Origin of the sequence: Gordonia sp. 'Campus', from assembly GCF_022206305.1 — a bacterium.
Taxonomy (GTDB): Bacteria; Actinomycetota; Actinomycetes; order Mycobacteriales; family Mycobacteriaceae; genus Gordonia.
On the sequence record NZ_JAKOIW010000006.1, the window covers coordinates 111,813 to 125,388 of the forward strand.

Here is a 13,576-nt window from a genome sequence, read left to right on the forward strand (position 1 = left end):
AAACATTACCCGGCTCCTGTGCCAGGCCACGTGGCTCGGAGATTCCTCAGGGAGGGTCCGTTACCCTGAGGACCCGTGGCAACCAGTAGCTCCTTTGACCTGATCGTCGTCGGCTCCGGATTCTTCGGCCTGACCGTCGCCGAACGGGCCGCGACGCAGCTGGGCAAACGGGTCCTCGTACTCGATCGACGCGACCATCTCGGCGGCAACGCGTACTCCGAGGCCGAACCGACGACCGGCATCGAGATCCACAAGTACGGCGCCCACCTGTTCCACACCTCCAACGAGAGGGTGTGGGAGTACGTCAACCAGTTCACCGACTTCACCGACTACCAGCACCGCGTGTTCGCGCTGCACAACGGGCAGGCCTACCAGTTCCCCATGGGGCTCGGACTCGTCAGCCAGTTCTTCGGCCGGTACTTCAGCCCCGACGAGGCCCGGAAGCTCATCGCCGAGCAGGCGAGCGAGATCGACACGGCGGAGGCGCGCAACCTCGAAGAGAAGGCGATCAGCCTGATCGGCCGCCCGCTCTACGAGGCGTTCATCAAGCACTACACCGCCAAGCAGTGGCAGACCGATCCCAAGGAACTGCCCGCGGGCAACATCACGCGCCTACCGGTCCGCTACACCTTCGACAACCGGTACTTCAACGACACCCACGAGGGGTTGCCGGTCGACGGATACACCGCGTGGCTGGAGAACATGGCCGCCGACGAGCGCATCGAGGTGCGACTGTCCACCGACTGGTTCGACGTGCGCGAGCAGTTGCGCGCCGACAACCCCGGCGCCCCGGTCGTCTACACCGGGCCGCTCGACCGCTACTTCAATTACTCCGCGGGTCGTCTCGGTTGGCGGACACTGGATTTCGAGACAGAGGTGCTCGACACCGGTGACTTCCAGGGCACCCCGGTGATGAACTACAACGACGCCGACGTCCCCTTCACACGGATCCACGAGTTCCGGCACTTCCACCCGGAGCGTGCCTCGTATCCCGATGACAAGACCGTCATCATGCGGGAATTCAGCCGCTTCGCCGAGAACGACGACGAGCCGTACTACCCGATCAACACGCCCGAGGACCGGGCCATGCTCACCGCGTACCGGGAGCTCGCACGGGCCGAGACCGCCGAGTCCGACGTGCTTTTCGGCGGACGTCTCGGCACCTATCAGTACCTCGACATGCACATGGCGATCGCGAGCGCGCTCACCATGTTCGACAACACCCTGGCGCCGCATCTGAGCGACGGTGCGCCGTTGGTGGCCGACCCCGCAGGAGCCGAATAGATGACGGTGACTCCCGTGAACCAGTCCGACATCCCCGACGCAGGCACCGGGCCGTCGAAGGCAAAATCCCTTCTGCAGCGGGTGATCTTCCCGCGGGCGGGTGAGCCGCTCGACGTGCGTTCGCTCTACCTGGAGGAGTCGGAGAGCAACAACCGTCGTGCGCACGCGCCGAGCCGGACGTCGGTGCTCCTCGGCGCCGAATCCGAGGTGAGCTTCGAGACCTACTTCAACGCGTTCGCCGCGGCCTACTGGCGGCGCTGGAGCATCCTCGACTCGGTGGTGCTGCGCGTCGAGGTGATCGGCACATGTCGTGTCGACCTGTATCGCTCGAAGATCGACGGGTCGCGCATCGGGATCGGCGGCGATCTCGTCGACACCGATGAAACCGGCCGCGGCGTGGTCGAATTCGAACTCGACCTGGGTCCCTTCGAAGACGGCGGCTGGATCTGGTTCGACGTCACCACCGACACCGACACCGAGATCGTCTCGGCTGGTTGGTATGCGCCCATCGACGCACCGACGCCCGATGAGGAGACCAAGCGCGTCACGGTCGGTATCCCGACCTTCAACCGCCCGACCGATGCTGTGAACGCGCTGGCCGCGTTGACCTCCGACCCGATGGTCGACGAGGTCATCGACGCGGTGATGATGCCCGACCAGGGCACCAAGAAGGTCGTCGACGAGCCCGGTTACGTCGAGGCCGCCGCGGCGCTCGGCGACCGGTTGCGCATCTTCGACCAGGGCAACCTGGGCGGCTCGGGTGGCTACGCGCGCATCATGTACGAGGCGCTGCGGCTCACCGACTCGCCGTACGTGCTGTACATGGACGACGACATCGCCATCGAGCCCGACTCGATCCTGCGCGCGCTGGCCATGTCGCGATTCGCCAAGTCCCCTATGCTCGTCGGCGGACAGATGCTCAACCTGCAGGACCGCAGTCACCTGCACTGCATGGGCGAGGTCATCCGTCGGGACAACTTCATGTGGACCGCCGCCCCGTTCGTCGAGTACGACCACAACTTCTCCAAGCACCCACTGCGCGACCGTGAGAACTCGAAGAACCTGCACCGGCGGATCGACGTCGAGGGCAACGGCTGGTGGATGTGCATGATCCCGCGCGACTGTGCGGAGCAGGTCGGCCTGCCGATGCCGCTGTTCATCAAGTGGGACGACTGGGAATTCGCGCTGCGGGCCGCCAAGGCCGGGTACCCGACGGCCACCGTGCCGGGAATCGCGATCTGGCACATGGCCTGGAGTGACAAGGACGACGCCATCGACTGGCAGGCGTACTTCCATCTGCGCAACCGCCTGGTCGTGGCCTCCATCCATCACGACGGTCCGATCAAGGGCATCGTGCGGTCGATGACCAAGGCGACCGCGAAACACCTGCTCTGCCTGGAGTATTCGACGGTCGCGATCCAGAACGAGGCGATCCGCGACTTCCTCGCCGGACCCGATCACATCCGCAGCCTGCTGCCGACCGCGCTGCCCAAGATCGCCCAGATGCGCAAGCAGTACCCGGACGCCGTGGTCCTGCCGTCGGCCACCGAGCTGCCCCGGACATCCGGTGAGGCAACGCATCTCGGCTCGTCGATCCCGCTGAACCCGGTGAGCAAGATCAAAGCGCTGACCGCGTCGGTGCTCAACAACGCGCGGCCCGCCGACCCTCGGCACCACGAGGTGCCGCAGGCCAACTTCCCGCCCATCGAGGCGAGGTGGTTCTCGCTCGGTCGCGTCGACGGGGTCACCGTGACCACCGCCGACGGACGCGGCGTCGTCTACCGGCAGCGCGACCGCGAGAAGATGATCGAACTGGCACGCGAGCACTTCGCCCTCGTGAAGGAACTGCAGGCGAAGTTCCCGGAGATGAAGCGGCAGTATCGGTCCGCGCATCAGGATCTGACGTCGAAAGAGAGCTGGGCGGGTGTCTTCGGAATCGAGTAATCCGTTGGACGATGTCGCGGAGACGGGCCGGGTCCCGGCCGACGACATCCCACGCCCTCTGTCGGGTGAGGAAAAGGCCCTGGTCGCCATCCAGGCGGGCGTAGGCGCGCGTCCGGGTGTGCGTTCGGCGGCACGCGGACTGTCGCACGTCGGCGAGCATGCGCTCGGCTGGCTCGCGATCTCCGGCGCCGGCTGGGCAGTGGCCCGCCGCCGCGGTGACGTGCGCGCACAACAGCGCTGGCTCGAGGCCGGAGTCGGAGCCTTCGGGGCACACGCCGCATCGGTTGTCATCAAGCGGATCGTCCGACGTCCCCGTCCCGCCCATCCCGCGGTCGCGATCGGCGTGTCGACCCCCAGCAAGCTGAGCTTCCCGTCGTCGCACGCCACCTCGACGACCGCCGCCGCCATCCTCATCGGCCGCGCGGCCGGCTGGGACCCGAAGGTGCTGCCGGCCGTCCTGGTGCCGCCGATGCTCCTGTCCCGGCTCGTGCTCGGTGTGCACTACCCGAGCGATGTCACCGCGGGGGCGGCGATCGGTGCCGCGAGCGCAGCCGCCGTCATCGTGGGCGATAAGGTGCTGCTCGAACCCACCCGGAAAGACCCGGCATCCGGACGTGCCCGTCGCGCGGCGCGCGTCCTGGCCCGGCTCGGCCTCACGGCCGCGGTGCCCGGCGGTCCGCTGCGTCTTGCCGCGTCCCCCGTCATCGCGCGGGTGACACGACACAGGGAGAGTGCATGAGCGAGGAGCCGATCGAGCACGGAAAGGTCCTCGGACCGCCGAAGAACCTCGGCACCGGGCTGATCAAGGCCGTCCGTCCGCGGCAGTGGGTCAAGAACGTCCTGGTCCTCGCCGCGCCGCTGGCCGCGGGCAACATCACCGAGGTCTCCGTGCTGCGCGACGCCGGGATCGCGTTCGTCGCCTTCTGCCTCGCGGCGTCGAGCATCTACCTGGTCAACGACGCCATGGATGTCGAGTCCGATCGCAACCACCCCACCAAGCGGTTCCGCCCGATCGCCGCAGGCGTCGTCCCGGTGACACTGGCCTACATCCTGGCGGTGGTGCTGCTGGCCGGGTCGATCGGTATCGCGTTCCTGGCGAACTGGCAGACCGCCGTCGTCATCGCGATCTACCTGGTGATCCAGCTCGGCTACTGCTTCGGCCTGAAGAACCAGGCCGTGATCGACATCTGCATCGTCTCGTCGGGCTTCCTGCTGCGTGCCGTGGCCGGTGGCGTCGCCGCCGAGATCGTGCTGTCGCAATGGTTCCTGCTCGTGATGGCCTTCGGCTCGCTGTTCATGGCCGCGGGCAAGCGGTATGCCGAACTGCAACTGGCCGAACGCACCGGCGCGAAGATCCGCAAGGCCCTCGAGTACTACACGACGACCTACCTGCGCTTCGTGTGGACGCTGTCGGCCACCGCCGTCGTGATCTTCTACGGCCTGTGGGCCTTCGACAAGGGTTCCGACCACGACACGAACGTCGCCTACGCCATCTCGATGGTGCCGTTCACGGTCGCGATCCTGCGGTACGCGGTCGATGTCGACGGCGGCGCCGCAGGCGAACCCGAGGAGATCGCGCTCGGCGACCGAGTCCTGCAACTGCTCGCCGTCGCCTGGTTAGTATGCGTGGGTGTCGCGGTCTATGCAGTCAACTGATGGGTCGCCATCCCGGCTCCGCTCGCCGAAACTCCGGCACAACAAACTGGCGGCGGCCAGCTTCCTGATCGGCGCCGTGGCCGTCACGACCTTCTTCGCGATCGGTGCGTGGCAGCGTCGGTGGATCGCCGACGACGGCCTCATCGTCCTCCGAACACTGCGTAATCTCTTCGCAGGCAACGGCCCGGTCTTCAACGCGGGCGAGCGGGTCGAGGCCAACACCTCGACCGCCTGGACCTACCTGTTGTGGTTCTGGGCGTGGATCACCGACGGTCAGCTCGAGTACGTCGCGCTCTGGGTGGCGCTGGTGTGCTCGGTGGCCGCGATCCCGATCGCGATGTACGGCAGCGCCCGCCTGTTCGGCACCCGGATCGGCGGTGTCACCGGCGACGGGTGGACGCTGCTCCTGCCGTTCGGCGCCATCGTGTACATCGCCCTCCCACCGGCACGGGACTTCGCGACCAGCGGGTTGGAGAACGGACTCTGCATCCTCTGGGCGGCGCTGCTGTGGTGTCAGCTCGTCGCATGGTCGCGGCGGGGCCCGCACCCGGGCCGCGGCGGCGCGGCGGCGACCCTCGTGCTCGCCTTCACCGCCGGACTGGCGCCGCTGGTGCGCCCCGAGCTGACGGTGCTCGGCGGACTGGTCCTGCTCCTGGTCTTCTTCGCCCCACTCGGATGGAAGATGCGGATCGGCGTGGTCGTGGTCGCGGCCGCATTGCCCGTCGGATACCAGATCTTCCGCATGGGCTATTACGCACTCCTGGTGCCGAACCCGGCCGTCGCCAAGGACGCGAGCGGCGCGAAGTGGGAACAGGGTTTCGCCTACCTCACCAACCTCTTCGGGCCCTACGTGCTGGTTCTTCCGCTCGTCCTGGCCGCGCTGGCGGGGGTACTGCTCATCGTCGGCGGACGTCTCCGGGCGGACACCGTCCCGACCACGCCGGTGGGCGAGGACGCGACCGGCGAGGACGCGCAGACCCCGGCGCCGTCGTGGCGGGCGCGACTCGGAACATGGCCGGGTCGGCTGCAGTCGCCGGCCGCGGTCGTCACCGTGGTGGTACTCGCCGGCATCGTGCTGATCGTCTACTGGATGCGTCAGGGCGGCGACTTCATGCACGGTCGAGTCCTGCTGGTCCCGCTGTTCGTCACGCTGCTACCCCTCATGGTCGTCCCGCTCACCGTTCCGGCCCGCGTCGGTGCGGCCTTCCGCCGCCGGGCGTCCCGGGACGCGGACTCGGTCATCGCCGACGACGTGGCCGAGCCATCGACCGCCGTGGCCGATGACGCTGCGGCACAACCGGATCGACGTCGGACGCGCGCCCAGCTGATCGGCGCGGTGGCCATGGCCGGCATGTGGGTGACCGTGGTGGTGTGGGCCGTCACCACCCACGGCAACGTCCTGCCCAACGCCGGCATCGACATCGGCCGCAGCGGGATCGTCGACGAACGTCGCTTCTACGTCACCAACATGGGCAACGAGAACCCGGTGACCGCCGAGGATTACCTCGACTACCCGCGGATGAGCGCGATGGTGGAGAAGATCGACAAGTACCACAAGGACGGTGGCGTCATCTTGCCGTCGTTCAACTACGACGAGTGGTACGTCGCGCAGCTGCCTCCCGTGATGCCCAAGGGGGCACAGCGGCAGGTGACGGTCTACTTCCTCAATCTCGGTATGACGAGCATGAACGCGCCGCTCGACGTGCGCGTGATCGATCAGATGGGTCTGGCGTATCCGCTCGCCGCGCACACCGAACGCCTCGAGGACGGCCGGATCGGGCACGACAAGATCCTGCCGAGCGAGTGGGTGGTCGCCGAGGCCGGCGCCTTCCCGCGCCGGCCCGTCCTGCCCGGTTACCTCGACGAGGACCTCGTCCGGCAGGCGCAGGTCGCCCTGCAGTGCCCCGAGACGCGGGACCGGTTCGCCTCGTTCGAGGGACCGTGGTCGTTCGAGCGGTTCAAGCACAACCTGCGACAGTCGTTCACCTTCACCGACTACCGCATTCAGCGTGAACCCGAGTACGAGATCGCGCGCTGCGGGTTGGAGATGCCGCCTCCGGTCAATCCGGAGTAGCGACCGACCGCGTTGCACAGGACTCCAAGAAAACCCCGAGAAAACGCCCGGCCGAACCTGTGGAGTTGCCACGCAACATCTCGGATCGGTAACGTCCGGAGCAGTGCGGCCGATAAGTCGGTCGTGACCAAGGTGTTCTGAAGTGCCGGAACGTCTCGGTGACGGGGGTTGTGATCGCAATCACATGGTTTGTCACGTCCGGGGGCATCGAATAGGCTCGCCGACGGTGAATCGCATGCGAGATCGACTCGTGGACCGTCGTCGCTCCGCGCAATGCGCCGGGGGACGAGATATGTGTGACGCACAAAGGACCGGTTGACGTAGGGAACCGCGAAGTTCCCGATCGATCGGCTGAAGAGGGAGATTCTGTACATGCGTGAAGCTGCCACCCAGGCGTCCAAGCCTGCGCGCAACCGGATGGGTAACCGGTTCATCGCCGCATTCATCGCCTTGCTGACAGTTGTCGGACTCACCGGCGTGGTGGCCGGTCAGGCCAACGCCCGCATCGGTGGGACCCAGGTCGGCAAGCAGGAGTTCTGGGTCAACGGCTGCGGTATGCCGAACGTCAAGGTCCGCGCCTGGAAGAAGCCCGGCAACTACAAGACCGTCATCCTCCTCGACGGCATGCGCGCCCAGTACGACTACAGCGGCTGGGAGATCAACACCAACGTCCAGGAGATGGTGAAGTCCGGCGTCAACGTCGTCGAGCCCATCGGTGGACCGGCCAGCTTCTACACGGACTGGGATGCCCCCAGCAACTTCAACGCGCAGCCCTACCGCTACCGCTGGAACTGCGTCATCACCAACACGCTGATCAAGGAACTCGATCGTCGCGGCTACCGCGTCGGTGCGTCGAAGCGCTACGCGGTCATGGGCCTGTCGATGGGCGGCAACGCGGCCCTCGTGATCGGTGCGCAGAACCGCCAGCACTTCGACCGCGCGGGTTCGCTGTCGGGTTACAACTTCTTGAGCGCGCCCGGTATGCGTACCGCGCTGCGTCTGGCGATGCTCGACGTCGACCCGAAGCCGTGGAACATCGACGCCATGTGGGGCCCGCCGTGGAGCATCCGCTGGTTCCAGAACGATCCCTTCTGGAACATCGGCCTGATGCGCGGCATGAAGGTCTTCGTCGGCTCGGGTAACGGTCTGTTCGGTCGCTACAACGCGCTGCCCAACGTGTTCGACGACCTGTTCAAGGGCTCTACGCTGGAACTCCTCGCATTCACACAGTCGAAGGCCTTCGAGGCCTCCGCCTTCGTGCAGGGTGTCCCGGTCATGACCTACTACGCCAACGGCACCCACGCGTGGGGCTACTGGCAGGACATGGTCTGGAACGCCAAGAACCGCGGGTTCTTCCGCTGATCTGACACCGCCGGTCCTCGCCGGCCTCACGACGCCCCGCCCGGGATTTTCGGGCGGGGCGTCGTCGTGTCGGACCCCCGACGCCCACCGCTCCCGAAAAACGCCCCTGAAAACCGCCCTCCAGCGAGGTGCCGCCGCCCATGAGACGTCCGGGCCCCGCTGGAGGGCGGTTTTCAGGGGCGGCTTCGCGGGGGCGGGTCCGGACGCGTCCGGTCCCACAGATATCAACTGCCACACAAATCACACGTGTCACAGCGTGGCGTGCGGACAGTGTGCCCCTCGGCCGTGTAAGAAACTCCTGAGGCGTTTGGTAACGATGATGCGTGTGTGACTGATGGGGAATCAGTCGCAGCGCGACCTGCGTCAGTGAACAGGGGCGAAGGAGTTCTGGAGCGTGATGCGGCGAAACAGTGGTGAAGACCCGACCGGTACCCGGTCTCGGGGTGCCCGTCCGGCGGGTGCTCGGTCGGTGGCTCGCGGTCCGGGCGGTGCGAAGAGGCCGGGCGTGCTCGCGGTCCTCGCGGTCGCGATCCTGACGGTGACCGGGATCGTGATCGGGCAGGGGCTGGCCGGCGCCGAACCCGCTCCCGCGCCGGCCGCCCCGGCGTCTCCTGCTGCCCCCGGCGCCCCGGCGCCCGCGCCGCCGAGTTCACGTGCCCCGGTCGCGCCGGCCTCCATCCCGGCCGCACAGCCGGCGAAGGTGACCAACACCTACTGGTACACCGATCGCCGGGTGGCCCTGTGGGTCTACTCGCCTGCCATGAACACCAACATCCAGGTCCAGATCCTCCTCGCGCGCGACTGGCACTCGAAGCCCAAGGACAAGTTCCCGCAGCTGACGATGCTCGACGGCCTGCGGGCGCAGGACGATCAGAGCGGCTGGATCATCAACACCAAGATCGTCGACTTCTACAAGGACAAGAACGTCAACGTCATCCTCCCCATCGGTGGCGAGTCGAGCTTCTACACCGACTGGAAGGAACCCGACCGCGGCAAGAACTACAAGTGGGAGACGTTCCTCATGCGGGAGCTGCCGCCCATCCTCGAGAACGACTGGCGGTCGACAGACGTCCGCGGCATCGAGGGTCTGTCGATGGGCGGGTCCGCGGCGATGATGCTCGCGGCGCGCAACCCCGGTTTCTACAAGTTCGCGGCGTCGTTCTCCGGCATCCTGCAGCTCAGTTCCTTCGGGATGCCGCAGGCGATCCAGTTCGCCGTGCGCGACGGCGGTGGCTACGACTCGATGAAGATGTTCGGTCCGCCCACCGATCCGGCGTGGAAGGAACACGACCCCTACCTGCTCGTCGACAAACTGCAGGGGACGAGCCTCTATGTCTCGTCGGGCAACGGCATGGTCGGACCCCACGACAAACCGTCCGACATCCCGATGCTCGCCACGAACTACTCCGGCGTCGGGCTCGAGATGCTCAGCCGCGTGACGTCACAACAGTTCGCGATCCAGTTGAATCGCAAGGGGATTCCCGGACAGGCCAACTACCGGCCGTCGGGTACCCACACCTGGCCCTACTGGGAGTTCGAGATGATGCAGGCCTGGCCACAGGCCGCGGCGGCGCTCGGTCTGTCCCGCGATCAGGTGGCGTGCCGCGTGGACAACGCGTTCCGCAAGGCCTGGGAAGCCAACAAGGCCACGCTCGGCGGCTGCCTGACGCCGTCGTACGCCGTAGCCGGCGGCAAGGCGCAGGACTTCGCCGGCGGCCGGATGTTCACCGGGCCCAAGGGCCCGAAGATCGTCACCGGTGCCATCGGCGGCGCCTATGTGGCGGCAGGCGGACCGGCGGGACGGTTGGGCAAGCCGGTCTCCGACGAGCTGCCGACACGCGACGGCAAGGGCCGGGTGAACTACTTCGAGCGCGGCCGCATCACGTGGACCGCCAAAGAGGGAACCAAAGTCCTGAAGTGACGTCACCGGGACCCATGGCCGCGGTGATCCGGGTGTCGGGGGTGCGATCCGCGCCCCCGAAACTCGGGCGGACGTGTGCGCGTCCTGAAACTTCGCTGAGGAATCGGCACGTTTCCGCAGGTCGTGCAGGTGCGGCGGCCGAAAGGGCGTGTGGTGGACGGTAGCCTGACGTGGTGTGCGATGCAGGGTGCCCCTGCGTCGCGGCCGGCCTCAGGTCGGACGTGTGAAGCCTCGACGGGGAACTACTCGACGGCGGGGCGGGAATCTCGACCCGAAAGGTTCGGCAGGAAGTGGCGATGACAACGAAGTGTGTTCGGCTGGTGCTGGCCGCGTCGGGCCTCGCTCTCGCGCTCGGTTCGGTGGCGGGTTGCGCCGACGACTCGACGGCGAGTGCGCCCATCACCAACAACCCGGTCACCACCACCTCGCTCTACTCGGCCGCCGAGTCGTCGTCGAGCACGCCGGGGACCCCGTCCGCGGAGACCACCACCACCGCACCGGGCGGGACCTCGTCGCTGCCGGACACCGCGCCCAACCCGAGCACCAAGGTGCCGGCCAGTTTCCCGGGCCCCAGTGGAGCGCCGCTCGACGACAAGGCGCGCGCCTACCTGGCCGCGCTCAAGCAGCAGAACGTCACGTTCATGGGTGACAACGACAACTCCGTTGCCCTCACGATGGCGAAGTATGTGTGCGGCGCGAAGCAGAAGGGGACGGATCCGAGCATGGTGAAGGCCTTCGTGACCGCTTCGGTCGGACCGGGCGCCGAGAATGTCGACGATGCGAACGTGAAGGCCGACAAGGTCATTCGCGCGGCAGAACAGCACTACTGCTGACGTGGCGGCCCGTCGCTCGGCCGCGGACCGCACCCGCAAGGGTCCCGTCCGCCGGATCGGTAGGTTCACCCTGCTCCTGCTCGCACTCGCGGTCATCGCGATCGTGCTCATCGTCGTGCTCGTCCTGGTGTGGCTCGCGCCCGGGCCCCCGCCGATCGGTCCCGGCGGCCCGTCGACGACACCCCCGCCGAAGGAGCGTCCCGACGCCCAGTCGGCGGACTGTCCCGACGTTCTGACCGTCGTCATCCCCGGCACGTGGGAGTCGAGTGCCCGCGACGATCCGTACTCGCCGTCGGCGAACCCGAACTCGCTGATGCTGCGTGTCTCGCGTGCGTTGTCGAACGACTTCGACTCCTCGCGCAGCGAGATCTACACGGTTCCCTACACCGCCCAGTTCCGGAATCCGACCAACCTCGGCGATCGTCAGACCGACTACAACGTGTCCCGCACCCAGGGGTACAAGCGTGCGGCGGGCAAGATCATCTCGACCAACGAGAGCTGTCCGCTCACCCGGTACGTCATCATGGGCTTCAGTCAGGGCGCGGTCATCGCGGGCGACCTGGCGAGCAACATCGGCAACGGCCGCGGTGTTCTCGAAGACGGCGATCAGGACCTCGTTCTCGGCGTCGGACTCATCGCCGACGGGCGTCGTCAGCCGGGCGAGCAGAACGACGTCGCGCCGAGCCCGGACGGGGTCGGCGCGGAGATCGCGCTCGGCGGGATGGGCAACCTCGTCCCCGGGATCACGATGACCGGACCGCGCGACGGCGGTTTCGGTGACCTCCGCGATCGCGTGCAATCGATCTGCGCGCCTGGCGATCTCATCTGTGACTCGCCGACGATCACCAATCCGCTCGTCGCGGTGTCCAAGCTGGCGAACGCGGCGTCGAACCCCGTCCACGCGATGTACGCGACCACGCGGTACTGGGAGAACGACGGGCAGACCGCGACCCAGTGGATGTACGACTGGTCCAAGGACCTGATCGACGGCGCGCCCCGGCCCGCTCACAACTGACCGGACGTCTCGTCGGATACCGCCGGCCGGACACCCCCGACCGCCGTCCGATGGGGACGCCGAACTAACCGGCCGGTAACCTCGTCCGCGGCATGCGCCGATCCGTTTGGTGGTGCCGTCACGCTGCATTAACGTGTTGGGCTGGCCCGAGGTACCCCCCCGGGCGACGCCGGCGACGTACGCGGCCTGCGGGACCCGGATCACGACGAGAGGACAGCGATGACGCAACCCCCGAGCGATGCGGGTGGCACTTCGTCCGGCTTGCGCAAGTTCCGGTTCGGTGCGGGTGGCGAGGGCAACAAGGACGAGGGCGGCGCGCGCAAGTTCATCAAGCTCGCGCAGACCGCCGAAGAGTACGGCTACGACACCTTCGCGGTGCCCGATCACCTCGGCAACCAGGTGGGCCCCATCGCGGCCCTGGGTGCGCTGACGCAGGCCACCAGCACGATCCGGCTGGCCACCTCGGTGCTCGCGAACGGCTGGCGTCATCCCGCCCTGCTCGCCAAAGAGGCCACGACCATCGACGTGTTGAGCAAGGGCCGGCTCGAACTGGGCATCGGCGCCGGGTGGATGAAGGAAGAGTTCGACAAGGCGGGCATCGAGTTCGAGTCGCCGGGTGTCCGCATCCGTCGCCTCGACGAGGCCCTGACCATCCTCGACGGCCTCATGCGCGGCGAGACCGTGGACTTCGACGGCGAGTTCTACCAGATCAACGGGCTGGAGGGCAGCCCTCGACCCCGGCAGGGCCCGCGCCCGCCGATCGCGGTCGGCGGCGGCGGACCCAAGATGCTCGCGCTGGCCGCGAAGCACGCCGACATCATCTCGGTCGCTCCGGGGACGACCCTCGACGGCAAGATGAAGCTGTCGGACATGACCATCGAGAAGACCGCCGAGCGGGTCGACCGTATCCGGGAGGCCGCGGGCGACAGGTTCGACGAGATCGAACTGAACTGGACCATCGCGGTCATCGTGATCACCGACGACCGGGTGGCGACCGCGGAGATGGCGCTGCAGGCGCTGGAGCAGGGCTATCCGCCCAACATCGCGCTCGACGCGGAGTTCACCGTCGACGACGTGCTGACATCGCCCTACCTGGCGATCGGTACCTTCGACGAGATCGCCGAGCAGATCCGGGAGGTGCGACGCCGCACCAGCATGTCCTACGTCGGGGTCTTCCCGACGCAGATGGATGCGTTCGCGCCTGTGCTGGCGCAGCTGAAGGGGGAGTAGGATGGCCGACGGTCTCGCGTGTGAACACCGAGGTGACGGGTCGGTGAACCCGCAGGTGCGCGTCGACGGGCGACGTGCGCTTTTCCGTAGTTGAGCAGAACGAACGCGAGTATTTCGTTGGGTAACTGGACGTGCGCTACCGTATCCCGCGGTCGGCACAGGACGTGGACGGCAGGACTGCTGGGTGGTGTCGCCGAAGGGACCTCAACAGCGGACCGCGCTCGCGTGGGGGAGTCCACGAGGGGCCACAGGAGTAA

General features: G+C 67.3%; 10 protein-coding genes. All 10 read left to right on the forward strand.

The window, feature by feature from the left end; genetic code table 11:
• The first annotated feature begins 75 nt into the window (after positions 1-75).
• Entirely contained in the window at positions 76-1,284 is a 1,209-nt protein-coding gene (gene glf / locus MAY35_RS08905; RefSeq protein WP_238420843.1) for a UDP-galactopyranose mutase, read from the forward strand.
• Positions 1,285-3,228, forward strand: a complete 1,944-nt coding sequence (locus MAY35_RS08910; protein WP_238420845.1) for a glycosyltransferase — start codon at positions 1,285-1,287, stop codon at positions 3,226-3,228.
• Positions 3,209-3,967: a phosphatase PAP2 family protein gene (locus MAY35_RS08915; protein ID WP_238420847.1), complete on the forward strand. Its 759-nt coding sequence runs from the start codon at positions 3,209-3,211 to the stop codon at positions 3,965-3,967. Before MAY35_RS08910 ends, MAY35_RS08915 begins: the two co-directional genes overlap by 20 nt.
• Complete coding sequence (locus MAY35_RS08920) at positions 3,964-4,884, forward strand: decaprenyl-phosphate phosphoribosyltransferase (protein WP_238420849.1); 921 nt, start codon at positions 3,964-3,966, stop codon at positions 4,882-4,884. Before MAY35_RS08915 ends, MAY35_RS08920 begins: the two co-directional genes overlap by 4 nt.
• Positions 4,871-6,958 carry a flagellar motor control protein ZomB gene (zomB, locus tag MAY35_RS08925; protein WP_238420851.1) on the forward strand — a complete coding sequence of 696 codons (2,088 nt, stop codon included), beginning with the start codon at positions 4,871-4,873 and terminating at the stop codon, positions 6,956-6,958. Before MAY35_RS08920 ends, zomB begins: the two co-directional genes overlap by 14 nt.
• Positions 6,959-7,330: 372 nt before the next feature.
• The gene (locus MAY35_RS08930; protein WP_238420853.1) at positions 7,331-8,320 is read left to right on the forward strand and encodes an alpha/beta hydrolase family protein; all 990 of its coding nucleotides are present in this window, start codon (positions 7,331-7,333) and stop codon (positions 8,318-8,320) included.
• Positions 8,321-8,717: 397 nt separating this feature from the next.
• Positions 8,718-10,241, forward strand: a complete 1,524-nt coding sequence (locus MAY35_RS08935) for an alpha/beta hydrolase-fold protein (protein ID WP_374237934.1) — start codon at positions 8,718-8,720, stop codon at positions 10,239-10,241.
• 296 nt (positions 10,242-10,537) lie between these two features.
• Positions 10,538-11,074, forward strand: a complete 537-nt coding sequence (locus MAY35_RS08940) for a DUF732 domain-containing protein (RefSeq protein WP_238420856.1) — start codon at positions 10,538-10,540, stop codon at positions 11,072-11,074.
• Position 11,075: 1 nt separating this feature from the next.
• Entirely contained in the window at positions 11,076-12,089 is a 1,014-nt protein-coding gene (locus tag MAY35_RS08945; protein WP_238420858.1) for a cutinase family protein, read from the forward strand.
• 219 nt (positions 12,090-12,308) lie between these two features.
• Positions 12,309-13,319 carry an LLM class F420-dependent oxidoreductase gene (locus MAY35_RS08950; protein ID WP_238420860.1) on the forward strand — a complete coding sequence of 337 codons (1,011 nt, stop codon included), beginning with the start codon at positions 12,309-12,311 and terminating at the stop codon, positions 13,317-13,319.
• The last annotated feature ends 257 nt before the right edge of the window (positions 13,320-13,576 follow it).

What these genes read in the sequence shown, in the direction of transcription:
- MAY35_RS08910 (WP_238420845.1), top strand. Translation starts at nt 1,285, where the DNA reads ATGACGGTGACTCCCGTGAACCAGTCCGACATCCCCGACGCAGGCACC.
- MAY35_RS08920 (WP_238420849.1), top strand. Translation starts at nt 3,964, where the DNA reads ATGAGCGAGGAGCCGATCGAGCACGGAAAGGTCCTCGGACCGCCGAAG.
- zomB (WP_238420851.1), top strand. Translation starts at nt 4,871, where the DNA reads ATGCAGTCAACTGATGGGTCGCCATCCCGGCTCCGCTCGCCGAAACTC.
- MAY35_RS08930 (WP_238420853.1), top strand. Translation starts at nt 7,331, where the DNA reads ATGCGTGAAGCTGCCACCCAGGCGTCCAAGCCTGCGCGCAACCGGATG.
- MAY35_RS08935 (WP_374237934.1), top strand. Translation starts at nt 8,718, where the DNA reads ATGCGGCGAAACAGTGGTGAAGACCCGACCGGTACCCGGTCTCGGGGT.
- MAY35_RS08940 (WP_238420856.1), top strand. Translation starts at nt 10,538, where the DNA reads ATGACAACGAAGTGTGTTCGGCTGGTGCTGGCCGCGTCGGGCCTCGCT.
- MAY35_RS08950 (WP_238420860.1), top strand. Translation starts at nt 12,309, where the DNA reads ATGACGCAACCCCCGAGCGATGCGGGTGGCACTTCGTCCGGCTTGCGC.